Source organism: Mycolicibacterium phocaicum, from assembly GCF_010731115.1.
In the GTDB taxonomy this organism is placed as follows: Bacteria; Actinomycetota; Actinomycetes; order Mycobacteriales; family Mycobacteriaceae; genus Mycobacterium; species Mycobacterium phocaicum.
The window spans coordinates 2924179-2950383 of the sequence record NZ_AP022616.1; the positions used below are offsets into that span (position 1 = coordinate 2924179).

25 protein-coding genes are annotated in these 26205 nt (G+C 67.0%); 15 read left to right on the forward strand and 10 right to left on the reverse strand.

Going from position 1 to position 26205, the window contains the following annotated elements; all coding sequences use genetic code 11:
• Positions 1-38: 38 nt before the first annotated feature.
• Positions 39-788, reverse strand: a complete 750-nt coding sequence (locus tag G6N46_RS14085; protein ID WP_138248030.1) for an SDR family oxidoreductase — start codon at positions 786-788, stop codon at positions 39-41.
• Between the two features lie 60 nt (positions 789-848).
• Here G6N46_RS14085 and G6N46_RS14090 point away from each other — a divergent pair, with 60 nt between their 5' ends.
• The gene (locus G6N46_RS14090; RefSeq protein WP_138248029.1) at positions 849-1394 is read left to right on the forward strand and encodes a chorismate mutase; all 546 of its coding nucleotides are present in this window, start codon (positions 849-851) and stop codon (positions 1392-1394) included.
• A 1-nt stretch (position 1395) separates the two neighbouring features.
• On the opposite strand, the gene G6N46_RS14095 is transcribed toward G6N46_RS14090, so the two are convergent.
• Positions 1396-2259 (reverse strand): Fpg/Nei family DNA glycosylase, encoded by an 864-nt coding sequence (locus G6N46_RS14095; RefSeq protein ID WP_138248028.1) that lies wholly within the window; start codon positions 2257-2259, stop codon positions 1396-1398.
• 40 nt (positions 2260-2299) lie between these two features.
• On the opposite strand from G6N46_RS14095, the gene G6N46_RS14100 reads away from it, so the two are divergent.
• The gene (locus tag G6N46_RS14100; protein WP_138248027.1) at positions 2300-4084 is read left to right on the forward strand and encodes an FUSC family protein; all 1785 of its coding nucleotides are present in this window, start codon (positions 2300-2302) and stop codon (positions 4082-4084) included.
• A gap of 43 nt (positions 4085-4127) precedes the next feature.
• Positions 4128-5219 carry an IS630 family transposase gene (locus G6N46_RS14105; RefSeq protein WP_036429724.1) on the forward strand — a complete coding sequence of 364 codons (1092 nt, stop codon included), beginning with the start codon at positions 4128-4130 and terminating at the stop codon, positions 5217-5219.
• 51 nt (positions 5220-5270) lie between these two features.
• On the opposite strand, the gene G6N46_RS14110 is transcribed toward G6N46_RS14105, so the two are convergent.
• Positions 5271-5666, reverse strand: coding sequence for a phage holin family protein (locus tag G6N46_RS14110; protein ID WP_138248022.1), 396 nt, complete (start codon positions 5664-5666; stop codon positions 5271-5273).
• Positions 5663-6409: a precorrin-6A synthase (deacetylating) gene (cobF, locus tag G6N46_RS14115; RefSeq protein ID WP_138248021.1), complete on the reverse strand. Its 747-nt coding sequence runs from the start codon at positions 6407-6409 to the stop codon at positions 5663-5665. The genes G6N46_RS14110 and cobF overlap by 4 nt, the downstream gene beginning before the upstream one ends.
• A 115-nt stretch (positions 6410-6524) precedes the next feature.
• Between cobF and G6N46_RS14120 the strand changes: the two genes are divergently transcribed.
• Both G6N46_RS14120 and G6N46_RS14125 read left to right on the forward strand, forming a co-directional pair.
• A complete protein-coding gene (locus tag G6N46_RS14120; protein WP_138248020.1) occupies positions 6525-7721 on the forward strand; it encodes a diiron oxygenase in 1197 nt (398 codons plus the stop codon).
• 59 nt (positions 7722-7780) lie between these two features.
• Entirely contained in the window at positions 7781-8656 is an 876-nt protein-coding gene (locus G6N46_RS14125) for an LLM class flavin-dependent oxidoreductase (RefSeq protein WP_138248019.1), read from the forward strand.
• A 10-nt stretch (positions 8657-8666) separates the two neighbouring features.
• Here the strand turns inward: G6N46_RS14125 and G6N46_RS14130 are convergent, their stop codons facing one another.
• Together G6N46_RS14130 and G6N46_RS14135 are read right to left on the reverse strand one after the other, a co-directional pair.
• A complete protein-coding gene (locus G6N46_RS14130) occupies positions 8667-9026 on the reverse strand; it encodes a DUF5709 domain-containing protein (RefSeq protein WP_064860749.1) in 360 nt (119 codons plus the stop codon).
• Between the two features lie 66 nt (positions 9027-9092).
• Entirely contained in the window at positions 9093-10253 is a 1161-nt protein-coding gene (locus tag G6N46_RS14135) for an acyl-CoA dehydrogenase family protein (protein WP_064860750.1), read from the reverse strand.
• A gap of 94 nt (positions 10254-10347) precedes the next feature.
• Here G6N46_RS14135 and G6N46_RS14140 point away from each other — a divergent pair, with 94 nt between their 5' ends.
• From G6N46_RS14140 to rnhA, 4 genes are all read left to right on the forward strand, one after another.
• The gene (locus G6N46_RS14140) at positions 10348-10926 is read left to right on the forward strand and encodes a TetR/AcrR family transcriptional regulator (RefSeq protein WP_064860751.1); all 579 of its coding nucleotides are present in this window, start codon (positions 10348-10350) and stop codon (positions 10924-10926) included.
• Complete coding sequence (locus G6N46_RS14145; RefSeq protein ID WP_138248018.1) at positions 10923-11543, forward strand: VOC family protein; 621 nt, start codon at positions 10923-10925, stop codon at positions 11541-11543. Before G6N46_RS14140 ends, G6N46_RS14145 begins: the two co-directional genes overlap by 4 nt.
• Positions 11544-11651: 108 nt before the next feature.
• Positions 11652-11831, forward strand: coding sequence for a helix-hairpin-helix domain-containing protein (locus G6N46_RS14150; RefSeq protein WP_138248017.1), 180 nt, complete (start codon positions 11652-11654; stop codon positions 11829-11831).
• Positions 11828-12292: a ribonuclease HI gene (gene rnhA / locus G6N46_RS14155; protein WP_138248016.1), complete on the forward strand. Its 465-nt coding sequence runs from the start codon at positions 11828-11830 to the stop codon at positions 12290-12292. Before G6N46_RS14150 ends, rnhA begins: the two co-directional genes overlap by 4 nt.
• Here rnhA and ligD read toward each other — a convergent pair.
• Positions 12279-14495, reverse strand: a complete 2217-nt coding sequence (gene ligD / locus G6N46_RS14160) for a non-homologous end-joining DNA ligase (RefSeq protein ID WP_138248015.1) — start codon at positions 14493-14495, stop codon at positions 12279-12281. The two genes, rnhA and ligD, sit on opposite strands and share 14 nt — an antisense overlap.
• A gap of 46 nt (positions 14496-14541) precedes the next feature.
• Between ligD and ku the strand changes: the two genes are divergently transcribed.
• The 4 genes from ku (at position 14542) to G6N46_RS14180 (ending at position 19285) form a co-directional block, all read left to right on the forward strand.
• The gene (gene ku / locus G6N46_RS14165; RefSeq protein ID WP_138248014.1) at positions 14542-15381 is read left to right on the forward strand and encodes a non-homologous end joining protein Ku; all 840 of its coding nucleotides are present in this window, start codon (positions 14542-14544) and stop codon (positions 15379-15381) included.
• Positions 15382-15629: 248 nt separating this feature from the next.
• Positions 15630-16421 carry an SDR family oxidoreductase gene (locus tag G6N46_RS14170; protein ID WP_138248026.1) on the forward strand — a complete coding sequence of 264 codons (792 nt, stop codon included), beginning with the start codon at positions 15630-15632 and terminating at the stop codon, positions 16419-16421.
• 11 nt (positions 16422-16432) lie between these two features.
• Positions 16433-17509 (forward strand): NAD(P)H-dependent amine dehydrogenase family protein, encoded by a 1077-nt coding sequence (locus tag G6N46_RS14175; RefSeq protein ID WP_138248013.1) that lies wholly within the window; start codon positions 16433-16435, stop codon positions 17507-17509.
• A 126-nt stretch (positions 17510-17635) separates the two neighbouring features.
• Positions 17636-19285, forward strand: coding sequence for a hypothetical protein (locus tag G6N46_RS14180; protein WP_138248012.1), 1650 nt, complete (start codon positions 17636-17638; stop codon positions 19283-19285).
• 68 nt (positions 19286-19353) lie between these two features.
• Here G6N46_RS14180 and G6N46_RS14185 read toward each other — a convergent pair whose 3' ends face one another.
• On the reverse strand, positions 19354-20241 hold the full coding sequence (locus tag G6N46_RS14185) for a LysR family transcriptional regulator (protein ID WP_138248011.1): 888 nt from the start codon (positions 20239-20241) through the stop codon (positions 19354-19356).
• Positions 20242-20315: 74 nt separating this feature from the next.
• Between G6N46_RS14185 and G6N46_RS14190 the strand changes: the two genes are divergently transcribed.
• Positions 20316-22856, forward strand: a complete 2541-nt coding sequence (locus tag G6N46_RS14190; RefSeq protein ID WP_138248010.1) for an AAA family ATPase — start codon at positions 20316-20318, stop codon at positions 22854-22856.
• Positions 22857-22929: 73 nt separating this feature from the next.
• On the forward strand, positions 22930-24165 hold the full coding sequence (locus tag G6N46_RS14195) for an Nramp family divalent metal transporter (RefSeq protein WP_138248009.1): 1236 nt from the start codon (positions 22930-22932) through the stop codon (positions 24163-24165).
• On the opposite strand, the gene G6N46_RS14200 is transcribed toward G6N46_RS14195, so the two are convergent.
• On the reverse strand, positions 24155-25381 hold the full coding sequence (locus G6N46_RS14200; protein ID WP_456093941.1) for a lysine N(6)-hydroxylase/L-ornithine N(5)-oxygenase family protein: 1227 nt from the start codon (positions 25379-25381) through the stop codon (positions 24155-24157). The two genes, G6N46_RS14195 and G6N46_RS14200, sit on opposite strands and share 11 nt — an antisense overlap.
• Positions 25368-26177, reverse strand: coding sequence for a GNAT family N-acetyltransferase (locus G6N46_RS14205; RefSeq protein WP_064858317.1), 810 nt, complete (start codon positions 26175-26177; stop codon positions 25368-25370). The genes G6N46_RS14200 and G6N46_RS14205 overlap by 14 nt, the downstream gene beginning before the upstream one ends.
• Positions 26178-26205: the final 28 nt, after the last annotated feature.

The following is a 26205-nucleotide window of genomic DNA, read 5'->3' on the forward strand; positions in this document are numbered from 1 at the left end:
ATTTTCCGCGGCCGGCGCGGAAAATCGTGCACAAGTCCCTACGCGAAGTACTTGGTGAAGCGCGGCGGCATCAACTTCATCACCTCGACCAAGGGCCACCACGGCCAGCCGGGGACGACGGCGCGACCCTTCTCCTTCTCGATGGCGTCGACCATGGCCTTCACACCGGTCTCGTTGTCGACCATGAGCATGGTGGAGTTGGATTTGGCGGTCATCTCGGACTCGATGTAGCCGGGCTCCAGAACGGTGACCTTGATCGGACCGGACGGGTATTCGGCACGCAGCGACTCACCCAGCGACGTGACGCCGGCCTTGCTCGCGGCGTAGGCCGCCTTGTGCCCGGGCACGCCGACGTTGCCGAGCACCGACGACACCAGGACCAGGTGGCCCCGGCCCGCAGCCTTGAACATCTCCAGCGCCGTCTCGATCTGTACCAGCGCCGCAACGAGATTCGTCTCGATGGTCGCCTTGTTGGCCCACAATTTGCCGCCACCGAGCGGGTAGCCCTTGCCGATGCCGGCGTTGACGATGACGCAGTCGATACCGCCGAGCGCGTCGGACAGCTCATCGAAGACCTTGGGCACCTGGTCGTGGTCGTTGACGTCGAGCGCGGCGATGGCCACGTTCACCCCGGGGTACTGCGCCGTCAACTCGGCCTTGAGTTGTTCGAGGTTGTCCAGCCGGCGGGCACACAGGGCCAGGTCGCGGCCCTTGGCGGCGAACTGCCGGGCCATACCGGCGCCCAGGCCCGAGCTCGCGCCGGTGATGAGAATTTTCTGCCGAGTCATGCACTGCAGCGTAACCAACTCGACACGTGTCAAGAAAGGCCGCGGGTGCAAGATCGAGGTATGAAGCTCGCCGCCCTGTTGATCGCCGTCGTGGGCCTGACGTCAGCGCCTCTCGCACACGCCGACGACGATCCGCTGCTCCGCTTGGTCGACACCGCGGCCCAACGGCTGCAGACCGCCGATCCGGTGGCCGCGGTCAAGTGGCTCAAGGGCGGCTCGATCGAGGATCCGGCGCGGGTCGATCAGGTGCTGACAGCGGTCGGCGCCCAGGCCACAGCGTCAGGCGCCGACCCAGCGTTCGTGCAGAAGGTGTTCACCGACCAGATTCACGCCACCGAGGGCATCGAGTACCTGCGGTTCAGCCAGTGGAAGTTCGATCCGGCGACGGCTCCCACGACGGCGCCTGACCTGTCCGAATCACGCACGGCGATAGACGGTTTCAATCGCACCATGGTCGCCGAGCTGGCGGCACAACAGGGCCTCCTGCACGGCCCGGGGTGCGCGGCCGCGGTCGATGCCGCCCGAGCACAGGTAGTGACGAACCAGCACCTCGACGCGCTGTACCAGCAGGCGCTCACAGCGGCGACCAGGAATTACTGCAACTGAATCACTTGAGCAGCTTCGACATGCGCCGGTCGGCCAGCACCTTGCCACCGGTCTGGCACGTCGCGCAGTACTGAAAAGACTTGTCCGCGAAGGACACCTCACGGACGGTGTCGCCGCAGACCGGGCACGGTAATCCGGTGCGGGCATGGACCCGGAGCCCAGAGCGCTTCTCCCCCTTGAGGGTTGCCGCTCCTTGTCCGACACTTCGGGTCACGGCATCGGTGAGCACCGAGATCATCGCGTCATGCAAGGTCGCCAACTGTTCCGCGGTCAGCTTGCCCGCGGTCGCGAACGGCGACAGCTTGGCCACATGCAGGATCTCGTCGCTGTAGGCGTTGCCGATTCCGGCGATGGTCCGTTGGTCGGTGATGACGTTCTTGATCCGCCCGGTGTTCCCGGCCAGCACCGCGCCGAGTTCCGCCGGGCCGAGCGACAGCGCGTCGGGTCCCAACGTGGCGATCTGCGGCACGGCCAGCGGATCGTTCACCAGCCAGACCGCCAGCCGCTTCTGCGTTCCCGCTTCGGTGAGGTCGAAACCCGGTGCCTCACCTGGCTTTCCGAGATGCACCCGCAGCGCGATCGGCCCCTTACCCGGCTTCAGCGGTGCGGCCGCCAGCTTCTCCGACCAGCGCAGCCACCCCGCCCGGGACAGGTGGGTGATCAGGTGCAGATCGCCCACCTGCAGTCCGAGGTACTTGCCCCAGCGGTTGGCGCCCGTCACTTCCTTGTCGTACAACGCCGTGGGCGGCGGGTCGAAGGTCTTGAGCACGGACAGAGCGGAGACGTCGACACGGCCCACCGGCAGTCCGACCGCATGACGACGCAGGTGATCGGCGAGCGCCTCGACCTCGGGAAGTTCCGGCATGGGTTCAGGCTAGCGACTGGATGTACCGCATGCTGTACACATGGCAGACCGCTCGGCACCCGCCCCGGCCACCAATCCGTTGCGACGCATGCTGGTCATGAATGCCGTACCGCGCCGCTGGCCGTTCGCGCTACGGGCCTCGTTCTGCATGATGGTGCCGATTCTCGTCGGGTGGGCGGCCGGTGACGTGTCGGCCGGGCTCGTCGCCACCATCGGTGGCTTCACCTCGCTTTACGGCAGCGGACGGCCGTATCTCAACCGCGCCATGTATCTCGGCGCCATCGCCGTGTCGTTCGCGGTGGTCGTGGCGCTCGGCGATTGGGCGGCCGCAACCCCGTGGTCCGCGGTGCTCGTGGTGACCGTCATCGCGATGATCGCGGTCCTGATCTGCCAGGCGCTGTCGGTCGGACCGCCCGGCGCCTACATGCCCGTGCTGGCGTGCGCGGCGGCGGTCGGGATCGCCACCCAGCACTTGAGCCCGTGGCGACTGGGTGCGCTGGTGCTGGCCGGCGGCGCGTTCTCCTGGGTGGTGCACATGGCCGGAGTACTGGTCCGCCCGCGCGCGCCGGAACGGGCCGCGGTCGCCGGCGCCGCCGAAGCCGTGGCCACCTATATCGAAACCTCGTCGCCCGACGCCCGGCACCGCGCCGCCCAACTTCTGCACGAAGCGTGGATCACTCTCGTCACGTTCCAGCCCGTGCGACCCAAGCCCGACGACACCCTCTACCGGCTGCGGATGACGAACCGCCGGCTGCACGTGTTGTTCGCCGAAGCCATGGCCGCCGCCGACCGCGGCCAACCGATGTCCGTCGACGGCGCCGCGCTGGCCCGGAATCTGGGTACGGTGCCCGACGACATCGGCGGCAGTTTCGAGGGCCTGATCCCGCTGGGACGGCCGTCCGTCGCGACGCTGCTGCGCCGGGCGGTGACGCCGGGGTCTCCCGCACTGACCGCGGCACTGCGCACCGCGGTCGCCGTTGCGATCGCGGGCACCGTCACCGTCGGCCTGAACATGGACCACGCGTACTGGGCCATGGCGGCAGCGGTCCTGATGCTGCATCAGGGTTTCGATTGGCGGCGCACCGTACAACGCGGCATCGAACGCACTCTGGGCACGTGGCTCGGCCTGCTGCTGGCGGGCGGCGTCCTGCTCGCCGCGCCGGGTGGACCGTGGCTCGCCGTCATCGTCGGCACGCTGCAGTTCCTCATCGAGATGTTCGTGGTGCGCAACTACACCGTCGCGGTCATCTTCATCACGCCCGCGGCATTGACCATCGCGTCGGGCGGACACCACATCACCGACGTGCCCGCCATGCTGCTCGCTCGGGGCGTCGACACCGTGATCGGTTGTGCGGTGGCACTTCTCGTGTTGCGGCTGACCAGGCGCGGCCACCCCGCGGCGCGCCCCGCCGAGTCGATCGCGACGACGCTGGACGCCGTCGCCATCGTCGTCGGCCATCTGGCCGCGGGCGCCGTCACCACTGACCAGGCCCGCAACGACCGTCGCGACCTACAACTACGTGCAATGGCCATGCTTCCGGTGTACGACACCGCCATCGGCGGCTCGACCCGGAGCCGGGTTGCGGCAGAACGACTTTGGCCGACCATCGTCGCGACCGAGCAACTCACCTACCGGACGCTCGCCGCGGCATGGGCCACTGAGCATGCCGAGGCGCCGTTCACCCCCGACGACGCCGAGCGGTTGACCGCGACCATCGGCGACCTGGCCGACGCGGTCCGCACCGGTCGCCCAGCTGCGGACATCGCCGAGCTACCAGCCTTCGGCGCCAACGAATTACGCGCGATCTGGGCGTCGCTGGCCTAGTGTCCTGCGCCGTAAATTAGTTGATTAATTGTAGAATTGGCGGGTGGGAACCAGGGGTAGGCCGGTAGTCGAGTTGGTGTTGACCGACGACGAACGTGAGACGTTGCAGCGGTGGGCCCGTCGATCGAAGTCCTCGCAGGCGTTGGCCCAACGTTGTCGGATCGTGTTGGGTTGCGCGGCAGGGAAATCCAACAAGGAAGTCGCCGCTGATGAAGGTGTGTGGCCGCAAACGGTCGGCAAATGGCGTGGACGGTTCCTGGAGGCGCGACTGGAGGGTCTGGCCGATGAGCCGCGTCCTGGTGCGCCGCGCAAGATCACCGACGAGGCGGTCGAGCAGCTGATCGTGGCCACGTTGGAGCGTCAACCCAAAGGCGCCACGCACTGGTCGCGGTCTTCGATGGCGGCTGAGACCGGGTTGTCGAAGTCAACGGTCGGACGGATCTGGAAGTCGTTCGGCCTCAAGCCGCATCAGGTGGACACCTTCAAGATCAGCAACGACCCGCAGTTCGTCGACAAGGTCCGTGACGTCGTGGGGTTGTATCTGGACCCGCCGGAGAAGGCACTGGTGCTCTGCGTCGATGAAAAATCGCAGATCCAGGCCTTGGATCGCAGCGCGCCGGTGCTGCCGATGATGCCCGGCATGCCCGAGCGCCGCACCCATGACTACGTGCGGCACGGAATCACCACCTTGTTCGCCGCCCTGGATGTGGCCACCGGCGAGGTCTACGGCTCGATTCACCGCCGGCACCGCGCGATCGAGTTCAAGAAGTTCTTGACCAAGTTGGACAACACCGTGCCCGCTGACCTGGACGTCCATCTGATCTGCGACAACTACTCGACGCACAAATCGCCGACAGTAACCAAATGGCTTGCCGCCCATCCCCGATTCCACATGCACTTCACCCCGACCTACTCGTCGTGGCTCAACCAGGTCGAGCGGTGGTTCGGGTTACTCACCGACCAGAAACTGCGCCGCGGCGTTCACCGCTCAATTCAGGCCCTCGAGAAGGACATTCGCGAGTGGATCGCAGACTGGAACGACAACCCCCGCCCGTTCAACTGGACGAAGACCGCCGACGAGATCTTCGAACGACTCGGTTCATATCTTCAACGAATTCCCGGCGCAGGACACTAGGGATTTGTGCACGAAAATCCGCGCTTGCCGCGAAAAAAAGTGCACAAATCCCTACTTCTCGATGGCGCGCTGCACCAGACCCAGTGCCCAGCCGACGATCGACAGCAGAATCGCCGCCCAGATCGCGGTGAACCAGAACTGGTCGATGCCCAGGCCCCAGTGTGTGGTGTTCTCGGTGATCCACGACGTGATCCACAGCATCCAGGCGTTGATGACGACGTGGATCAGGCCGAGGGTGAGGATGTACAGCGGAATCGCGAACAACTGCACGATCGGCTTGATGATGGCGTTGACCAACCCGAAGACGAACGCCACGACCAGAATGATGCCGACGCGCTCGAGTTGCGAAGCGCCCACCGGGAAGACGAAGTAGATGCCCGACACCATGCGCGTGACCACCCACAACGCGAGGCCGGTCACCGCGGCCCGCAGCAGCAACGATTTCATGATGTCGATTCTGCCCGCAGCAGATAGATGTCCATGATCCAGCCGTGCCGCATCCGGGCCTCGGCCCGCTCCCGGGCGATCTGTTCCCCGACCGCGCCGACGGTGCCGGCGATGAGTATCTCGTCCGGTGTCCCGAGGTAGGCGCCCCACCAAATCCGGGTCTGCGGCGGGCATTCCAGAAAAGAGCATTCACCGTCGAGCATCACCACAGCGGCCCCAGTCAGCCCGTGCTCCCGCAGCTGACGGCCGGTGGTGATCAGCACCGGTTCGCCAATATCGTTGAGCGGGATGCGATGTCGGGCGGTGAGTGCCTGGATGGCGGTGATGCCGGGAATGACGTCGAACTCGAACTCGACGTGTTCGGCGACGCGGTCCAGGATGCGCAGGGTGCTGTCGTAGAGCGACGGGTCGCCCCACGCCAAGAACGCGCCGACACCGTCTGGACCGAGTTCGGTCTCGATGGCGTCGGCCCACAGCCGGGCCCGCGCGGCATGCCATTCGGCCACGGCCTCGTGGTACTCACGGTCTTTGGCCCGCTTGGGATCCGGCAGCGCCACGAACCGGTAGCCGGGCTTCTCGATGAACCGCTCACAGATCAGGCGGCGCAGCGCGACGAGGTCATCCTTGGTATCGCCCTTATCCATGGCGAAGAACACCTGAGTGTCGTTGAGCGCCGTGACGGCCTGGGCGGTGACGTAGTCCGGGTCGCCGGCGCCGATACCGATGACGTGGATGGTGCGCATCCGCGAAGGCTAGCCGCCCGCGGCAGCCGCACATTTATCCAGTACCGCAGGTATTGACTACCTCTGGTATCGGACGTAGCTTCGGATTACGGACACTTTCGAAGGGATGTCAACGATGACAGCTTCGGTCAAGGGCCAGACGACTCGCGAGGAATTCGCCGAGCGCCTGCTCAAGGGCTCTGTACGTAAGTCTTACGCGCCGATTGTCGACATCGACTGGGACGCGCCGATCGACCCGGACAAGTACTTCCTGCCACCGAAGGTCGTCTCGCTGTACGGCACCCCGATCTTGGAAGCGATGAGCCGGGCCGAGCAGATCGAGCTGTCCCGCCAAGAACTGGTGAACACCCTGTCGGCCGGCATCTGGTTCGAGAACATCCTCAACCAGGCCCTGCTGCGCAAGGCGATGCATCAGGACCCGACAGCGAGCGCCACCCACTACGAGCTGACCGAACTCGGCGACGAGACCCGCCACATGGTGATGTTCGGCAAGGCCATCGAGAAGGTGGGCGCCGACCCGGTGCGGCCCAAGTGGTACCAGCGCACGATCATCAACATGCTGCCGTTCGCCTTCCAGGGCTCGGTGCTGTGGGTGGCGGCACTGATCGGCGAGGAGATCTTCGATTCGCTGCAGCGGCAGATGATGGACGATCCGGAGTTGCAGCCAATGGTGCAGCGGCTCATGCGAATTCACGTCACCGAAGAGGCCCGGCACATCCAGTTCGCCCGCGACGGGCTGCGTAAGCGCGCGCCGGAGATGTCGTGGCCGAAGCGCTTCTGGATCGGCAACCTCAACGGGGTCGGCGGCCTGTTCTTCCGGTTCCTGTTCACCAACAAGGTGCAGTACCGCCGCGTCGGATTGGACGCCCGAGCCGCGCGCCGGATGGCGCGGACCTCGCCACACCGGATCGAGACGCAGATCGCGGGCTTCGCCCCACTGGCCTCGTTCCTGGAGGAAGTCGGACTCCTGGGCCCCATCGCGCGACGGTTGTGGCGGCGCAGCGGTTTCCTGCCCGGCGGCAAGATTGCGCCGGCGACGCGGGCCGAGATTGCCGAACCCGAGGACCTGTACGACGGGCCCGCCACCATCGACGGCCGCGAGGTGCGGGTCCGGCTGGCCGGGCACCTGGATCCGATCGACGGCCAGTACCACTGGCGCGGAACGGTTTTCGAGACGCTCGACGAGTTGCCGCGCACGGCCGTCACCGTGGCGGTCGGCGAACGCACCGCGACGGCGCGCGTCACCGAGCGCAGCCAGCAGGGCGGCTACGCGATCTGTGGCGCCGGCTTGCCGCCGTTCCCGCTCACCTGACAACCACTGAATGGGCGGTACCCATTCCGCAAAACTAGAACACGTTCTAGCATCGGTTCATGAGGTTCACCTACGCCGAAGCGATGACCGATCCGAAGTACTACATCCCGCTGGCCAAGGCGGCTGACGACGCCGGCTACCACGCGATGACCATTCCGGACAGCATCGCGTACCCCTTCGAGTCCGACTCGTCCTACCCGTACACCGCCGACGGCAGCCGCGAATTCCTCGACGGCAAGTCGTTCATCGAGTCGTTCTCGCTGATCGGCGCCCTGTCGGCCGTCACGACCAAGCTGCACTTCAACATCTTCGTGCTGAAGCTGCCCATCCGGCCGCCGGCCCTGGTCGCCAAGCAGGCCGGGTCGCTGGCCGCACTGTTCGACAACCGCCTGGGCCTGGGTGTCGGCACCAGCCCGTGGCCGGAGGACTACGAAGTCATGGGCGTGCCGTTCGCCCGCCGCGGCAAGCGTATGGACGAGTGCATCGACGTCATCCGCGGTCTGACGTCGGGCGACTACTTCGAGTACCACGGCGAGTTCTACGACATCCCCAAGACCAAGATGACGCCCGCGCCGACCAAGCCGGTGCCGATCCTGGTCGGTGGCCACGCCGACGCCGCGCTCAAGCGGGCCGCCCGCAACGACGGCTGGATGCACGGCGGCGGCGACCCGGCCGATCTCGACCCGCTGCTCAAGAAGCTCGCGCAGTACCGGGAATCCGAGGAGCGCATCGGGCTGTGTGACGAGTTCCAGATTCACGTCATCTCGATCGACGGCTTCACCGTCGACGGCGTGAAGCGTCTCGAGGACAAGGGCGTCACCGACGTCATCGTCGGCTTCCGCGTGCCCTACATCATGGGCGAGGACACCCAGCCGCTCGACGAGAAGATCAAGCACCTGGAGATGTTCGCCGAGAACGTCATCGCGAAGGTCTAGTCACACTTCGCTACTCGTCGACGATGTGGACCGCGGCCTCTTCAGCGGAGGCCGCGCTCCCGTCGATGCCGACGTCCCCCGCGAGCAGCTCACCGTCCTGCTCGCCGGCCACGAGCCGACCGGACCGCCGGTCGCCGACCTCGTCCTCTCCCCACTGCTCGTCGGGATCGTCCACCTGGTCCAGTTGCATGGCCGGGTCCGGCTCTTCCTCGGCGAGCAGTTCATCGAGAGTCTCGTCATCCCGGGGCTCGCGCCACTTGTCCGGCGGCACGTAGCCCTCGTCCAGCAGGTCGTCGACGCCGCGGTCGATCAGCATGTCCTCCTGCGTCAGCTGATCGTCATCCTCGTCGGTGTAATCGCCTGAGCTCATGGCCCCAGAATGCCATCGAACGGCCCCTTTCGCGAGCGGGTGGTACCACCCGCTCGCGGAACGGGATCACAGCGTGCGGCTGATGATCTCCTTCATGATTTCGCTTGTGCCGCCATAGATCTTGTTGACACGTGCCGCGGCGTAGGCCCGTCCGATGGGGTACTCCATCATGTAGCCGTATCCGCCGAAGAACTGCACACAGCGGTCGACGACGGCCACGGCCCGGTCGGCGGCGATGAGCTTGCCCATGGAGGCGATCGCGGGATCGTTGTCGCCGTCGATCAGCGCCTGCACGCAGTAGTCCACCGTGGTCTTGATGGACAGCACCTCGGCCTTGAGCTCGGCGAGCTGGAATCGGTTGTGCTGGAAGTTGATCAGCGGCTTACCGAACGCCTCGCGCTGCTTGGTGTACTTGATGGCCTCCAGCACCGCAGCCTCGGCCATGCCGGCGCAGATCGATCCGATGACGAGCCGCTCGCGGGCCAGCTGCGACATCAGTTGGTAGAAGCCCAGCCCCTCCTGCTCACCGAGCAGGTTGGCGACGGGAACCCGCATGTCGGTGAAGAACAGCTCGCGGGTGTCCTGGCCATGCTGACCGACCTTCTCCAGCACCCGGCCGCGCTCGAAGCCCGGCAGGTCGTTGACCTCGGCGACGATCAGCGACACCCCGGCCGCACCCTGCGTGGGATCGGTCTTGGCGACGATCACCACCATGTCGCACAGAGATCCGTTGGAGATGAAGGTCTTTGAGCCGTTGATGACGTAGTGGTCGCCGTCGCGAATAGCGGTGGTACGGACGGCCTGCAGGTCGGAACCGGTCCCGGGCTCGGTCATCGCGATGGCCAGCACCGTCTCACCGCTGATGATCTTCGGCATCCAGCGGGCCTTCTGCTCGGCGTTGCCGTAGGTGTCGATGTAGTGCGCCACGATCGGCGAGTGCACCGACCAGCCCGAGGCCGAATCATGCGCCAGCGCAAACTCTTCGGCCACCACGGCCGAGAACCCGAAGTCGCCGCCGGCGCCGCCGTACTCCTCGGGCAGGTCCAGGCCGAGCAGGCCGGCGTCGCCGAGTTTGTTCCAGAACTCGCGGTCGACCTGGTGATTCTTCGCCCACCGCTCCTGGTTGGGCGTGGCCTCCTTGGCCAGGAACGCCGCCGCGTGCTGCCGCAGCTCGCGGTGCTGATCGGTCTCCCAGCTGGCCCGGTACTTCGGGAAGAGCTCTGACATTGGTCCACCTCGCTAGTTTTCCGCGCGCTATACAACTGTATAGGCCCCTGTTCATGTGTACAGTACATTGATCTGGTTGCCGACGGGAGGTCTGATGGTTGATCCGAGGGCAACTGTCGACGACCTGACAGCCAAGGCGCGCATTCGCAACACCGCGCTGGACCTGTACGCCACCCACGGCGAAGACCGAATCTCGTTGCGCGCCATCGCCGCCGAGGCGGGCGTCGCGGTCGGCCTGGTGCAGCATCACTTCAAGACCAAGGCCGGCCTGCGCAACGCCGTCGACCAGTTGGTGGTCGACTACTTCGCGGGCGCCTTGGCCGAGGTGCCCGAGGACGCCTCCACCGCCGTGCGCGACGACGCCGTCCGCGCCATGCTGCGGGCCAACCCCGCCGTCGTCGCGTATGTCCGCCGGGCGTTGCTGGACCCCGCCGCCTCGACAAGCCATCTGGTCGACGTGCTCGTCGACCTGACCCAGCGCGAAGTGCGGGCAGCCCGCACGACAGGTCGCGCATCTACCGCCCGCCGCGAGAACACCCAGGTCGTCGCCGTGTTGGCGCGCCAAATGGGCGAACTACTGTTGGCACCCATGGTCGATGCGGTGTGGGCCCGGGTGGCGCCGGATACGAAACCGCCACGGCTGCGAGTGACGGTCGACGAGGCCGGGCAATGAGCGTCAGCGTCGACGAGTTCCAGGTCGCGGACACCGCCGATTCGTGGACCGCCGCCGGCTTCACCGTCGACCCCGATGGCGTGTGCCGGATCGGCGGCGTCCGCATCCGACTGGCCGGACGCGAGCGCGGCACGGGCATCGTCGGATGGTCGCTGCGCGGCGTGCCGTCCGATCAGCCGCTCGACGGCATTTCCACGGCCCGCTCGGATGCGCCGCCCTCGGCGCCGGCCGCGCACGCCAATGGCGCCGTGGCGGTCGACCACGTCGTACTGCTGTCACCCAACCTAGACAGGACGGTCGCCGCGCTGGCGGCCCTCGATGTCGACCCGCGCCGGGAACGGGACGGCCAACTGGGCGGCCGGCCGATGCGGCAGATCTTCTTCCGGGTGGGTGAAGTAATCCTCGAAGTCGTCGGCTCGCCTGACGCCACGGGAGACGGCCCGTCGACGTTGTGGGGTCTGACGTACGTCGTCGAGGACATCGACGCCACGGCCGCGTACTTCGGTGACCGCACCGCGCCGGTCAAGCCTGCGGTACAACCCGGACGCCGGATCACCACACTGCGGCATCAGGAATTCGGGATGTCGGTGCGCACGGCGATGATCTCGGCGCGCTGAGTCCCGACGCAATGTCGGTCTGAGAGCGCCGATAATACGTATATACGGTTAGCGACACGCTCAGACCGACATTGTGATCGCGCCGGCCCGGGACGCTAACCTCGCTCCATGACCGACCGCGGGCCCGTCTTCGACGGCATCTCGATCGGCAGGCCCGCGACCGGGGCACTGATCGACGCCGGCTACCGCACCATCGCGGACCTGCCCGCTGATCTCGATGAACTTCTTCCCCTGCACGGTGTCGGTCCGAAAGCCGTGCGGCTTCTCAAGGAGGCGCGCCAGTCATGAGCGACGACGTCGTGGTCATCCACACCGACGGCGGCTGCCGCCCCAATCCCGGCCCGGGCGGCTGGGGCGCGGTGCTGCGCATGCGCCACCACGTGCGGGAAATGTTCGGCGGCGAGCCCGGCGAGACCAGCAACAACCGCATGGAACTGACGGCGCCCATCATGGCGCTCGAGGCGTTGACCCGGCCCGTCGTGGTGCATCTGCACACCGACAGCACCTACGTCCGCAACGGCATCACCAAGTGGGTGTACGGCTGGGAACGCAATGGCTGGATGACGGCGTCGAAGCAGCCGGTGAAGAACGTCGACCTGTGGAAGCGGCTGCAGGCGGCCTGTGCCCGGCATGAGGTCGAGTGGTTCTGGGTGAAGGGGCACAACGGCGTCGCCGACAATGAGTTGGCTGATCAGCTGGCGACCCGTGGGCTGGAAGAAGCGGTCGCCGGCGCACTCACTCCCATGTGACCTCGGCCGGCGTCTTGTCCGGGCGCAAGCCACGCCAGCTGGGCTGCCGTAGCCGATTGTCCGTCGTGCGCTCGCTGTAGCGCACCTCGCCGACGAGCTCGGGCCGCACGAAGGTCACGCCGCGTCCGTCCAATGTGGAAAGCGGTGCGGTAAACGGCGATTCGCTGGTCTCCAGTGGTTTCAGCATCGCCTTCAGATCAGCCAGCATCTTGTCGGTGAACCCGGTACCGACGCGGCCGACGAACTGCAGGCCGTCCCCTTCGGGCACCCCGATGAGCAGCGCCCCGATACCGCTGGTGCGGCCACCTTCACCGGCACGCCAGCCGCCGATCACCACTTCCTGGGTGCGCCAGAACTTGTCCTTCACCCAGGCCTCCGACCGCCCTGGCCGGTATCCGGAATCCCATTTCTTCGCCACCACACCTTCAAAGCCGCGCTCGTCCGCGAACTTCAGGGGGTCGTCCGCCGGCAACAGCGGCGGCACCGTCAGCGCACCGCCAGAAGCCAGGGTTTCCAACAACTTTCGCCGATCTCGATACTTCGCGCGTGTCAGGTCGCGGCCGTCGAGCGACAGGATGTCGAAGCACCAGAATTCGATGTGACTGCCGGAACCGCGGTTCTGCATGGCCTGAAAACTCGGTACGCCATCCTGCAGGGCCACGACCTCGCCGTCGAGGATCACATGATGATCGGCGAGATCGGCTGCCAGCGACTGCAATTGCGGATACTCCCCGGTGACGTCGCGGCCGCTGCGAGCGGTCAGCCGGATTCGGCCGTGGTCGGCATCGACCAGGAGCCGGTAGCCGTCCCACTTTCCCTCGAACGCCCAGTGGTCCGCAGAGAGTCGATCCACCGATCCGTGCGTGGCCAGCATGGGTTGCAGCCGTTGCTCTTTCATCCGGCGCACCAGCCAGTTCTTACCTTCGGTCTGGATCAGCACATACCGCCCCGAGACCCGGTTTCCGTGCAGGTTGACGATCACCTCACCGTTTTCGCCTGAGTCCCGGAACTTTTCGGTGTCATAGGTGCCCGAGTCCCAGATCGCGACATGGCCGCCGCCGTATTCGCCCTTGGGGATGTCACCTTCGAAGGTGGCGTATTCCAACGGGTGGTCTTCGGTGTGCACCGCCAGGTGGTTGACGGTCGAGGTGTCCGGAAGGTTTTTCGGCACAGCCCAACTGACCAGCACACCATCGCGTTCCAGCCGGAAGTCGTAGTGCAGCCGGCGGGCGTGATGCTCTTGAATGACGAAGCGATTGTTCTGCCCCGACGCAGGCTGGGCCGCCGGCACCGGTTCCGGGGTCCGGCCCGGGTCCCGCATACTGCGGTAGGTGGTGAGCCGATCGGCCACCGGCGCGTCGACATCCATGCCCGCGAGCAGATCGCCGTCGCGAGCCAAGCGGGCCAGCACCTCGTCGAACCGCAGCTGGCGCAACTCCGGATCGTCGAGTTCCTCCCAGGTGCGCGGCGCGGCGACGGTCGGTTCGTCGCGGCCGCGTAACGAGTACGGCGCGACCGTCGTCTTGGCCGCGGAGTTCTGGCTCCAGTCCAGGAACACCTTGCCGGCCCGCAGACTGCGGGTCATGGTCGCGGTGACCAGCCCACCCATCGAGGATTCGAGTTGCTGGGCAACACGTTTGGCGACGGCCGACGCACCACGGGAACTGACGGGCGAGGTCAGCGGCACATAGAGGTGCAAACCCTTGCTGCCGCTGGTCACCGGATAGGCCTCGAGATCCATACCGGCGACGAGTTCACGGACGGCCTGCGCCACCTCGCACAGCTGGGCCATGACGACACCCTCGCCCGGGTCGAGGTCGAACACGATGCGGGTGGCGGGGCCCACCGTCGCGTCAACAAAGCGCCATTGCGGCACATGCACTTCCAAGGACGCCTGCTGGGCGATCCAGGCCAGCCCCTCGGGGGTGTCAATGACCGGGTAGACGGTGGTCCCGCTGCGATGCGTGATCGCGCCCCGCGCCAGCCACTCCGGCGCCGACGACGCGAGCTGCTTCTCGAAGAACGGCTGCTGCGCAACACCATTGGGCCAGCGTTTGCGGGTCACGGGACGGCCCGCGATGTGCGGCAACATGGCGTCGGCAACGGCCAGGTAATAGTCGAAAACGTCGGCCTTGGTCGTGCCCGTCGCCGGATAGAGCACCTTGTCGGGGTTTGTCAGCCGCACCCGTCCGAATTGCTCCACACCTCAAGTATCCAAGCCGTGGCGCGATCATGGGCCATACTGGGGTATGCGGTCCATCTGGAAGGGGTCAGTCGCCTTCGGACTGGTCAATGTGCCAGTGAAGGTGTACAGCGCCACTGAGGATCACGACATCAAGTTTCATCAGGTGCACGCCAAGGACAATGGCCGCATCCGATACAAGCGGGTGTGCGAGGTCTGCGGCGAGGTCGTCGAGTTCCGGGACATCGCCAAGTCTTTCGAATCGGAGGACGGCCAGACCGTCATCATCACCGACGAGGACATCGCCACGCTGCCGGAAGAGCGCAGCCGCGAGATCGAGGTCGTCGAGTTCGTTCCGGCCGAGCAGATCGATCCGCTCATGTACGACCGGAGTTATTTCCTCGAGCCCGACTCGAAGTCGTCGAAGTCGTACGTGCTGTTGGCGCAGACGCTGGCGCAGACCGACCGCGTGGCCATCGTGCACTTCTCGCTGCGCAACAAGACGCGGCTTGCGGCGTTGCGGGTCAAGGATTTCGGCAAGCGCAACGTGATGGTCGTGCACACGCTGCTGTGGCCCGACGAGATCCGCGATCCCGATTTCCCGGTGCTGGACAAGGAAGTCGAGATCAAGAAGGCCGAGCTGACGATGGCCGGCCAGGTCGTGGACTCGATGACCGAGGACTTCAAGCCCGAACAGTTCCACGACACCTACCGCGAGCAGATGGAAGAGCTCATCGAAGCCAAGATCGCGGGCGGCGAGGCGTTCACCACCGAGGAAGCCGCGACCGAACTGGACGCGACCGAGGACGTCTCCGATCTGCTGGCCAAGCTGGAGGCCAGCGTGAAATCCCGGAAGTCGAACGCGAAGCCCACCGCGAAGTCGACCGCGAAGTCCCGGAAGTCCTGAGCCACCGCAGGCATGTCGAGATGGGGATCCCGCGGCCCTACGACGAACGTGTAGCTTCCGCGCGCGTTCTCCGCTGGATCCGGCCCTGAACCCGCACACCCGCCGTAGCACCGCGGGCGGCACACGCGACCGGCCAGGTCGACGCACCTCCGCGAGCAATTGAAACGTGTTCTAGAAATCCGTTCCCGCAGCGCCCCAAACTTGCTAGCGTGCCTAACAACGACCCCGACGACGCGAGTGAGGCACACGTGATTCTGGACAGATTCCGGCTCGACGACCAGGTAGCTGTAGTGACCGGCGCGGGCCGCGGGCTGGGCGCCGCCATCGCCGTCGCATTCGCCGAAGCCGGTGCTGACGTGGTGATTGCGTCGCGCACCGAGTCCCAACTGCAGGAGGTCGCCGCGCAGATCGAGGCCGCCGGCCGCAAGGCGCACGTCATCGCCGCCGACCTCGCCCATCCGGACGAGACCGCCAAGCTCGCCGCCGCGGCAGTGGAGGGGTTCGGCCGACTAGATGTCGTCGTCAACAACGTCGGCGGCACCATGCCCGGCCCGCTGATGTACACCTCGCCGCAGGATCTCAAAGACGCCTTCACGTTCAACGTCGCCACCGCGCATGCGCTGACCCAGGCGGCGGTCCCGTTGATGCTCGAGCATGCCGGTGGCGGCAGCGTCATCAACATCACCTCGGCCGTCGGCCGGCTCGCGGGCCGCGGTTTCGCCGCGTACGGCACCGCCAAGGCGGCACTGGCGCACTACACGAAGCTCGCGGCCATGGACCTGTGCCCGAAGATCAGGGTCAACGGCATCGCGCCGGGTTCGATCCTGACCTCCGCGCTGGACATCGTCGCCTCGAACGAGGCATTGCGCGACCCCATGGAGAAGGCCACCCCGATGCGCCGCCTCGGCGACCCGGAGGACATCGCCGCCGCAGCGCTGTACCTGGCTTCACCGGCCGGCGCCTACGTCACCGGCAAGGTGCTGGAGGTCGACGGCGGCCTCACGTTTCCCAACCTTGATCTCCCCATCCCGGACCTGTGAGGAACATCTACATGCCCATCAAAGTCGCCGCAGTCGGCACTGGCAACGTCGGCCGCCATGCCCTGACTCAGCTCATCGATGACCCCGCCTACGAACTGACCGGCGTCTGGGTCTCCTCTGCCGCCAAGGCCGGCAAGGACGCCGGCGAGCTTGCCGGCCTTGGCATTTCGACGGGCGTCACGGCCACCAACGACCTCGATGCCATTCTGGCCGGCAAGCCCGACTGTGTCGTCTACACCGCCATGGCCGACAACCGGTTGGCCGAGGCGCTGGAGGACTACCGCCGCATCCTCGCCGCCGGCGTCAACGTGGTCGCCAGCGCGGCGGTGTTCCTGCAGTATCCGTGGCAGGTGCTGCCCGCCGAACTGATCGCGCCGCTCGAAGATGCCGCCAAAGAAGGCAATTCGTCGCTGTTCGTCAATGGCATCGACCCCGGCTTCGCCAATGACCTTCTGCCCCTTGCTCTCATGGGCACCTGTCAGAGCGTCGAGCAGGTCCGGTGCATGGAGATCGTCGACTACGCCACCTACGACAGCGCGACGGTGATGTTCGACGTGATGGGCTTCGGCAAGCCCATCGACGAGTTGCCGATGCTGCTGCAGCCCGGCGTGCTGAGCCTGGCCTGGGGTTCGGTCGTGCGGCAACTGGCCGCAGGCCTGGGCATCGAACTCGACGAGGTGACCGAGACGCACACCCGGGTGCCGGCACCCGAGGACTTCGACATCGCGTCGGGCCACATCCCGGCAGGCACGACGGCAGCCATGCGGTTCGAGGTGCGCGGCATGAAGGACGGCCACCCGGCCGTCGTGCTCGAGCACATCACCCGCCTGCGCGACGATCTGTGCCCAGACTGGCCGCAGCCCGCGCAGGAGGGCGGCTCGTACCGCGTCGAGGTGACCGGTGAGCCGTCGTACGCCCTGGACCTGTGCCTGAGCAGCCGCAAGGGCGACCACAACCACGCCGGACTCGTTGCCACCGCAGCACGTGTCGTGAACGCGATCCCGGCGGTCGTCGCCGCCGAGCCCGGCATCCGTACCACGCTGGATCTGCCGCTCATCACCGGGAAAGGCCTGTACCGCCGCATCTGACGCCGTCGAAAATAGAGTCATTCGTCGCTAGCGGGCGACCCACCTGTCAACGCCAGAATCAGGGCGAACTTACGCAAAAGTCAGTTCGCCGAATGTCCGATTCTGAGCCTTTTGAAAGGGCCCGCTATGCACACCGCCGCTCGACCGTTCGCTTCCGTCGGCGTGTCCCTGGCCGGGGCCGCGGCTATCGCCGTCGCCCCGGTCATGGCGCCGACCGTCAGTACCCAGATTCACCACATGGAAGCTCAGCTCGAGCGCGCCGCCGTACACCTGACCGCCGCCGTCAATCCGTTCGAGGCATATGCCCAGGCGTTCAACAACACCGTCGCCAGTCTGCAGACCATCGTGAGCACGGCTCAGACCAACGGGCCGACGCCGATCCTCACGGCGGCACTCAACAACCAGCTCGCCGCGCTGCAGGACCTACTGAAGCTGGTGTCCTCGCCCGGTTCGGTGAAGGTCGATCCCAGCCCGCAACCGGCCGTTCCGTTCGCTTCTGCCCCGCCGCTACTGAACGCGCTGGGCAGCACGCTCGGCCAGATCGGGACCAACCTCACCACCGCGGTGCCGCCGCTGCTGGCCGCCGCCGTCAATGATCTGGCGAAAGGCAACGTCGAAGACGCGACCAATCGGCTGCTGCTGGTCGGACTGAACGCGCTGATCCCGCTGACCAATCTGCTCGGCCCCGGTATCAACTCCATCGCCTATCCGCTGCAGGGTCTGGTCAGCGCGATCGACAAGCTCGGCCCGCTCGGCGTGATCGCTGCCAACCCGCTGCAGAACGCCGTCAACGTGCTCAACACGCTCAACCGAGGCTTCGGTGGGCTGCAGCCGTCGAACGCGCTCGTCATCGTCGGTGGTCTGCTCGGCCCGCTGATCCAGGCGCCCGCGGCCCTGGGCGCCGCGGTGCAGGACGTCATCGATGCCACGCGCACCGGTGATCTCGGGAAGGTGGCCACCGCTCTCGTCTCGATTCCGGCGACCGTCCTGAACGGCGTCCTCAACGGTGGCTACGGCCCCGACCTGTCGACCGTGATCGACACCGGGCTCCCCGGCGTGCCGCTGTACGCCGGCGGACTGCTGACCTCGTTCGGCATCAACATCGGCGACGGGCCGCTTGGCTTCACCGTCAACCTGCCAGGTCCGGTGGCCGCGCTGCAGCTGCTGCAGAAACTCGTCGCCGACGCGCTCAAGCCGCCGCCGGTCACGACGGCCAAGACAGCGGCTGCCGCCACCACCGCGCCCGTCGCGGCCAACACGGTGCCGGCGACCGATGCGACGACGATTGCGCTGCCGGCCGCGACCGTCGTGAAGGCCCTGCCCGCCAAGGCGGCAACCGACGCCACCAAGCCGGCCGACCAGACCACGAAGACGGACACCACCAAGACGGACACGACGAACCCGACGGACGTCACCACGAAACCCGCTGTGACCAAACCGGATTCGTCGACCGGCACCGGCACGGACACCGCGACCGACACCAGCGGCACGACCAAGCCCGCGGACACCGGAAGCGGCAGCACCACCGGCAGCACGTCGGGCAGCAGCGACACCGGCAGCACCGGCACCCCCGGGACCGGGACGACGCCCACCAAGGGGCAGGGCAAGGGCGCTGACCACGCCACGGGCGGTGACTCGAAGTCCGGCGCCGCCGGCGGTGACACCAAGGGCGGCACCAAGTCCGAAACCAAGCCGGGCAAGACCGGCACCAAACCCGCCAAGGCTCCGCGCGGCGCCGGGCATACCAAGGAGGGCAAGAGCAGCCACGCCAAGTAGCCATCGAATGTTGGCTTGTGGTCGGGGATCTCGATGATTCTCGACCACAAGCCGATGCTCGCCGGGAACTAGCTCGGTGCCGCCTGGATCAGCATGTCCGCCAGGGCCGCGGTCGCCGGCGTCAGGCGGTCTCTGGGTTGCGATGCCAGATAGACCTGCCACGTGACGGTCTGCCGCAGTTCGATGGCCCGCAGGTCCTCGAATTCCGCGCACTCGGACGCGGGCATGAAAGTGGTCCCGAGGCCTTGGCGAACCAGTTCACCGACAACCGAGAAGCCGGCAGGGATCACATGGACGGGCCGCGACTGCACGCCCGCAGACAGAAAGGCGTTGTCCAGCAAGGACCGGAAACCCCAATCGGGCGGGAACCCGATCAGGTCCTCCGCCGCCAGATCGAGCAGGCCGACGATCTTCTCCGCTGCCATGGGGTGATCCTCGCGGCACACGAAGAACATCGGCTCCTCGAACATGAGCCGCATCTCGAGCTGCGGCGGAAATCTGTTGGGCACCGAGACGAGCGCCAGATCCAGCGAGCCGTCAACAAGCGCCGACAGGTACGACGAGGCACCGGATTGGTTGAGTTGCAACCGAAGCCGAACGAGCGGGTGCGCTCGATGGAACTCCCCGAGGACCCGGGCGACGGCCATCGGCCCATAGGAGATCAATGACCCGAACTCGACGCTGCCCATCAGCCGGCCGCGACTCGACGCCACCGATTCGGCGGCCGAACCCGCGACGCGCAACAGTTCGTGCGCCTGGGCGAGAAAGCGTTCGCCGGCGACGGTGAGCTCGATCTGCTGACGGGAGCGATCGAACAACTGCACACCGAGCTCACGCTCCAGCTTCGCGACCGATGTCGAGACCGCGGACTGCACGACGTGGACGCGGCGTGCCGCGCGGGTGAAGCTCCGCTCGATGGCGACCGCCACGAAGTGTTCGACCTGTCGTAGCTCCACGCACCAGATTATCTACGTCATAGATGGGACATATCAATATCTGTCATTAGACGTGCTGACCGATCGGATGTCTCATGGATCGGGTGAACACCGCGCCGACGCAGCTCATCGGGCGCGACGCGGAACTTGCGGTCCTGCGGGAGACCATCGCGTCACCGCCGCACGGGCAGGTGATCGTCATCGCCGGAGCCCTGGGCTCGGGAAAGACGTCGCTACTCACCGCAGCCCAGCTTCAGGCAGAAGCGTTGGGCCACCGTGTCCTCGGGATCGCCGGACTGCCCGGCGAGACCGGCACTCCGCTGGGCGGCCTGCACCGGCTCCTGCGGGCGTTGAACGGCGCCGAGGCCAACCCGTACGGCCGCGCTGACATCATCGAGACCCTTTTCAGCACACCGTTGTTCGGCGATCAGATCCACACCGCCCGACTGGCCACGGCACTGCTCGAACTCCTGGATGCGGTGCCGCGGCGACAGCCGGTCCTGGTCACCGTCGACGATGCCCATTGGCTCGATGACCAATCCCGCAGCGTCCTGCTGTTCGCCGCCCGACGCAGTGCCGGCCGCCCGATCGCGGTGGTGCTGACGCTGCCCGACACCGTCGCAGCAACGGGTTTGGCGGGCCGGTCCGCCGTCGAAATCCCGCTCCGGCCAATGACCATCGACCAATCGCTCGAGCTGCTGGAGGCGCAACCCGCGCCGCCGAGCGGAGTCCTGCGCGAGCAGATCGTGAAGCAATCCGCGGGCAACGCCGCGGCGATGATCCACTTTTCCAGTGCGACCGCCGGCCCGGCAGCCATGGCGGGCTACGCGCCGGACCCGTTGCCCCTGCCGATCAGCGTCCACGCGGTCTACGCGCAGCATCTGGCACACCTGCCGGCGGCCACGCGCGCCGCGCTCGTCGTCGTCGCCGCGGCGTCCGCTGCGGATCTGCGTGTGCTGCCCCCTGGCGCACTGACCGATCCGGCGGTCCTGGCACCGGCGGAGACCGCGGGCATCGTGCGGATCGCGTCAGCGCGGATCGACCCCGTCAATCCGCTGATCCGCTCTGCGGCGTACTACGGCGCGCCGCTGGCCGCCCGGCAGGACGCACACCAACTTCTGGCCGATGCGCTGAACGCGTTGCCGCAGCGCCAGACCTGGCACCAGGCCCATGCCGCATCCGCCGCGGCGCGCAGTCCACATGACCGGATTCGCGCACTGACCGCCCACGGAATGGCGATGATGTGGAACGACGGGCGGGCCGCGGCCGCCACGCTCCTGGCCGCGGCGGACGAAGCGCTCCAGCTGGAACCCGCACTGGCCTGGGAACCGCTACGTGTGGCGGCCGCCGCCGCCTTCCTGTCCGGTGATCCGGCCGTGTATCAGGACACGGCGAAAACGCTTCAGCGACTTGATGACTCGATGCCGGCGGCACAGGACGGCGCGTCGACATCGCGGCTGTGGGTGCGCGCGGTGGCCGATGCCCCGCGCGCACGCGCCGAGTTGACTGCACTCGGCACCCGGCCGATCGGCGGCCTGGGAGTGCTGGACCTGAGCCTGATCGGGCTCGCCGCCGGCGTCACCGACGAATCAGAACTCGGCATCCGGACCCTGCGCGCCGCCCAATCCCTGATGACGCAACATGATTCGACGGACGGGCACGCGCTGACGGCAGCGATGCTCGCGTGGTCATGCGTCGACACCGGGCGCTGGGATGAGGCGCTGCGCATCACCGGCCAGCTGCACACGCTCGGGGCCGTCAGCGATCAGCCGTTGGTCGGCGCCACCGGGGACCTGATCAGAGCGGTGGTGGCAGCGCGGCGCGGTGACACCACATCGGCGCGTGGACACCTGACCGCTGCCCTCGACGTACTGGATTTCCACGACAACCGCTTGCACTCGGCGCGGGCACACCACGTCCTCGGGTTGATCAATCTCGTCGACGGCAACGATCTCGGGGCCTACGGCCATCTGGCCGAGTTGTTCACCGACTCCGGCGCACCGCTGCACCCCCACGTCTCCTTCCCCGCTCTCGTCGACTACGCCGAGGCGGCCGTGCGGACGGGCATGACCGACGACGCGCGGCGCAGATTCACCGCAGCACTCAACCACCTCTCGCAACCGCACTCCGCGCGCGTCGACCAATTGGTGAACCATGCCTCGGCCCTGCTGGGCATCGGGGACCCCGGTGACACCCTGGCCCGGTCCCTGGCCGACACCGTGGGTGAGCGGTGGCCGTTCGAACGTGCGCGGGTGCGGCTCGGCTACTCGGGGTGGCTGCGGCGCAGTCGACGACGCAAGGAAGCGCGCCGGCACATCTCCGCCGCACTGGCGACGTTCGAAACGCTCGGCGCCAGACCGTGGCTGGACATCTGCGCCCGGGAGCTGCGCGCTTCCGGCGTCCCGACGACAGCACCGACGGTGCCGTCCACCGGGCGGTTGAGTCCCCAGGAGCACCAGGTCGTCTATCTGGCCGGCCGCGGTTTGACCAACCCGCAGATCGCGGCGCGGCTCCAACTCTCGACGCGCACGGTCTCCGGGTACCTCTACCGCTCATTTCCGAAGCTGGGCGTCACCAGCCGGCATCAGATCCGCGACATCCCGCCGCCACCCGACGGACGCTCGACCGCCGGCTGACCAGGTTTCCCCAATCACGAGATTTCGGCTAACCTAACTTTTCTATTCGCAAACCCGGATAGAGAGTGAGTGCATGCTGACCGAGACCCGCGCACCGTCGCGCTCGTCGCGCCCGACCTGGTCCCTGTTGGGCCCGGCGTTCGTCGCTGCCATTGCCTACGTGGATCCGGGCAATGTCGCGGCCAACATCAGCGCCGGCGCGAAGTTCGGTTTCCTGCTGGTGTGGGTCATCCTGCTGGCCAACGTGATGGCCGGCCTGGTGCAGTACCTGTCGGCCAAGCTCGGCCTGACGACCGGCCGGTCCCTGCCGGAACTGGTCGCCGAGAACTGCCGCACCCCGACCCGGCTGGCGTTCTGGGTACAGGCCGAAATGGTGGCCGTGGCAACCGATCTCGCCGAAGTGGTGGGCGGCGCCATCGCACTGCAACTGTTGTTCGGGCTCCCCATGCTGGTGGGCGGCGTGATCACCGGCGTGGTCTCGATGTGCCTGCTGTCGGTACAGAACCGGGGCAGCCAGCGGGCGTTCGAACGGATCATCGCGGGACTGCTGATGATCATCACCATCGGCTTCCTCACCAGCCTGTTCGTCGACCCGCCCGCGCCGGGCGCCGTGCTCGGCGGGGTGGTTCCCCACTTCGCGGGACCCGAGAGCCTGCTGCTGGCCACCGCGATCCTGGGGGCGACGGTCATGCCGCACGTCGTCTACCTGCACTCCGGCCTGGCCCGCGACCGGCACGGCAAGCCCGAGACCGGCGCCCCGCTGCGCCACATGCTGCGCGTCACGCGCTTCGACGTCGGCCTGGCGATGGTCGTGGCGGGCGCGGTGAACCTGTCGATGCTCCTGGTCGCGGCGACACACCTGCAGGGCGTCGAAGGCACCGACACCATCGCCGGAGCGCACGCCGCCGTCGGCCATGCCCTGGGCCCGGCGGTCGCACTGTGCTTCGCGGTCGGCCTGCTGGCTTCGGGCCTGGCGTCCTCGTCGGTCGGCGCGTACGCCGGCGCGATGATCATGCAAGGCCTGCTGAACCGGTCGTACCCGCTGTTGCTCCGGCGGGCGGTCACGGTCATTCCGGCGCTGGTGGTGTTGGCCATCGGATTCGACCCGACACGCGCGCTGGTCATCTCCCAGGTGGTGCTGTCGTTCGGCATCCCGTTCGCGCTCATCCCGTTGGTCCGCCTCACCAGCAACCGCGCTGTGATGGGCGAGAACATCAATCACCGCATTGTCACGACACTGGGATGGGCTGTGGCCGTGCTGATTTCGGTGCTGAACGTGGTGCTGATCTACCTGACCGTCACGGGCTGATCGCCGCCGCGATCTCACCGCTGCGGACGGCGACGTTCGACAGCAGCGTCGCACCGAGCCCGTGACTGTGCTCGACGGTCGCGCCGTTGAGGTAGATGTCACCGGGAGCGCCCGGCTTGGCCACCAACCTGTAGTCGCGGGTGGCCACCGGACGGCCCTGTGCGTCGAACTCGTAGCAGGACGCCACCTCGCCCAGGAACGCCGGCACGTCCATCGGCGCATAGCCGGTCGCGTAGACCACGGCATCGCAGCGCAGCGTCTCGGTCGTGTTGTCGATGAGGTTGCGCACGCCGAGCCGGACCTCCGCGCCGTCTTCGTCGGCGCCGGTGACGCTGCAGGCGCGATGCAGGAAAAGCCGGCGGGCCCCACTCACGCGTTCGCCGTACTCGCGTTCATACAGTTCCGCGATGAGATCGACGTCGACGGCCGAGTAGTTGGCCGAGCGGTGGTAGTCGAGCAGCCGCTGACGCTCCACGCTGTCCGCGCCGTAGAACTCGTCGACCGCGGCGGGATCGAAGATGCGATTCACGAAGGCGCTGTCGTCGGCGAGGCTGTACCCGTACCGGCCGAACACCGCGTGCACCTCGGCGCGCGGGTAGGTGCGATGGAGGTAGGAAACCACCTCGGCGGCACTCTGCCCCGCGCCCACCACGGCGAACCGGCCGCGTTCCACCGGACCGAGGGCAGCCACAGCACTGAGCAACTGGTGGCTGTGCCATTGCCGCAGACTCGGGTGCGTGCTCGGCGGCAACACCGGATGCAGGCCCGTACCCAGCACCAGGACGCGCGTCGAGACGACCTCGCCGGGTTCCAGCCGCACCCCGAAACCGTCCTCGTTTCCCGTCACCCCGACCACGCGGTGGCCGTAGCGCACGTCGGCGGCGAACTGATCGGCGGCCCACTGCAGGTAGTCATGGAACTCGTGCCGGCTGGGAAACACGTCATGGCGGCCGATGAAGTCGACGAGCCGGCCCCGGGCACTCAGGTAGTTCACGAACGTGAACGCGCTCTGCGGATTGCGCAGCGTCGCCAGGTCTTTGAGAAAGGGGATCTGCATCCGGGTGCCGGGTAACAACATGTCGCGGTGCCAGCCGAACCGCGGCTGGGCGTCGACGAAGCGGCCGCGCACGCCGCGCTCGGCCAGGGCCACCGCCAGCGCCAGGTTCGACGGCCCGAACCCGACCCCCAGCATGTCGGCGGGCTCAGGTCTGGACATGGTTGCGGGTGAGCCGAGCAAGGTAGAGCTGATGCACCATGTCCCGATTGATCAGCACCACGAAATCGGCCATGTCGAATTCCGGGTCGTACGACGGTTCCCCACAGATGACGCCGCCGATCCGGAGGCTGCCCGCCACCATCGGCGGAATCCGCACGCGACCGGGATCGGGTAGGTCAGCGAGGGGTATGCCGTTGACCTGCACCGGGTTTCGCGGTGTCACCAGGAACTCCGGCGGCGCCGGATGCTGCCGGTAGGCCCGGTCGAGAACGCCGCGCACCAGCGCACCGCGCGATCCGCCGTCCGCCATGCGCACCGAGAGACTCCCGATCGCCCACCGGTAACCGGTCAGTTCCTGATAGCGCAGGATGCCGGCCCACAGCATCGCCATGACGGTGCCGCTGCGATGGTCGGGATGCACGCTGGCACGGCCCAATTCGACCAGCGACGGCCGCAACGCGTCGATGCCGGCACTCATCTCGAAGTTGGTGTCGGTGAAGATGCCGCCGGCCGCCCGGGCGCCGTCCGGGGGCAGCAGCCGGTAGCACCCGACGATCGCCCCGGTCTGTTCGTCTCGGGCCAACAGGTGATCGCTGAATGCGTCGAAGCGGTCGACGTCGATCATCTCGCCGGTGCGTGGTCCGCGAATCGCTTGTGGGAGTGCGGCACCCAGCTCTTCGGCGAACGTCTGATACCGCAGGCGCTGCGCTGCTTCGATCTCGTCGGGGTCGTCGGAGATGACGATGCTGTAGCGGCCGGAATCGGTCGCTGGGATGAGAACAGCAGCGCCGACCATAAGGTCTGAAAATATCCGCATCGCGGCG

What these genes read in the sequence shown, in the direction of transcription:
- G6N46_RS14175 (WP_138248013.1), top strand. Translation starts at nt 16,433, where the DNA reads ATGCCCATCAAAGTCGCCGCAGTCGGCACTGGCAACGTCGGCCGCCAT.
- rnhA (WP_138248016.1), top strand. Translation starts at nt 11,828, where the DNA reads ATGAGCGACGACGTCGTGGTCATCCACACCGACGGCGGCTGCCGCCCC.
- G6N46_RS14085 (WP_138248030.1), bottom strand. Translation starts at nt 788, where the DNA reads ATGACTCGGCAGAAAATTCTCATCACCGGCGCGAGCTCGGGCCTGGGC.
- G6N46_RS14190 (WP_138248010.1), top strand. Translation starts at nt 20,316, where the DNA reads ATGGATCGGGTGAACACCGCGCCGACGCAGCTCATCGGGCGCGACGCG.
- G6N46_RS14125 (WP_138248019.1), top strand. Translation starts at nt 7,781, where the DNA reads ATGAGGTTCACCTACGCCGAAGCGATGACCGATCCGAAGTACTACATC.
- G6N46_RS14150 (WP_138248017.1), top strand. Translation starts at nt 11,652, where the DNA reads ATGACCGACCGCGGGCCCGTCTTCGACGGCATCTCGATCGGCAGGCCC.
- cobF (WP_138248021.1), bottom strand. Translation starts at nt 6,409, where the DNA reads ATGCGCACCATCCACGTCATCGGTATCGGCGCCGGCGACCCGGACTAC.
- G6N46_RS14100 (WP_138248027.1), top strand. Translation starts at nt 2,300, where the DNA reads ATGGCAGACCGCTCGGCACCCGCCCCGGCCACCAATCCGTTGCGACGC.
- G6N46_RS14195 (WP_138248009.1), top strand. Translation starts at nt 22,930, where the DNA reads ATGCTGACCGAGACCCGCGCACCGTCGCGCTCGTCGCGCCCGACCTGG.
- G6N46_RS14130 (WP_064860749.1), bottom strand. Translation starts at nt 9,026, where the DNA reads ATGAGCTCAGGCGATTACACCGACGAGGATGACGATCAGCTGACGCAG.
- G6N46_RS14090 (WP_138248029.1), top strand. Translation starts at nt 849, where the DNA reads ATGAAGCTCGCCGCCCTGTTGATCGCCGTCGTGGGCCTGACGTCAGCG.
- G6N46_RS14140 (WP_064860751.1), top strand. Translation starts at nt 10,348, where the DNA reads ATGGTTGATCCGAGGGCAACTGTCGACGACCTGACAGCCAAGGCGCGC.
- G6N46_RS14145 (WP_138248018.1), top strand. Translation starts at nt 10,923, where the DNA reads ATGAGCGTCAGCGTCGACGAGTTCCAGGTCGCGGACACCGCCGATTCG.
- G6N46_RS14205 (WP_064858317.1), bottom strand. Translation starts at nt 26,177, where the DNA reads ATGGTCGGCGCTGCTGTTCTCATCCCAGCGACCGATTCCGGCCGCTAC.
- G6N46_RS14200 (WP_456093941.1), bottom strand. Translation starts at nt 25,381, where the DNA reads ATGTCCAGACCTGAGCCCGCCGACATGCTGGGGGTCGGGTTCGGGCCG.
- G6N46_RS14180 (WP_138248012.1), top strand. Translation starts at nt 17,636, where the DNA reads ATGCACACCGCCGCTCGACCGTTCGCTTCCGTCGGCGTGTCCCTGGCC.
- G6N46_RS14095 (WP_138248028.1), bottom strand. Translation starts at nt 2,259, where the DNA reads ATGCCGGAACTTCCCGAGGTCGAGGCGCTCGCCGATCACCTGCGTCGT.
- ku (WP_138248014.1), top strand. Translation starts at nt 14,542, where the DNA reads ATGCGGTCCATCTGGAAGGGGTCAGTCGCCTTCGGACTGGTCAATGTG.
- G6N46_RS14120 (WP_138248020.1), top strand. Translation starts at nt 6,525, where the DNA reads ATGACAGCTTCGGTCAAGGGCCAGACGACTCGCGAGGAATTCGCCGAG.
- G6N46_RS14110 (WP_138248022.1), bottom strand. Translation starts at nt 5,666, where the DNA reads ATGAAATCGTTGCTGCTGCGGGCCGCGGTGACCGGCCTCGCGTTGTGG.
- G6N46_RS14135 (WP_064860750.1), bottom strand. Translation starts at nt 10,253, where the DNA reads ATGTCAGAGCTCTTCCCGAAGTACCGGGCCAGCTGGGAGACCGATCAG.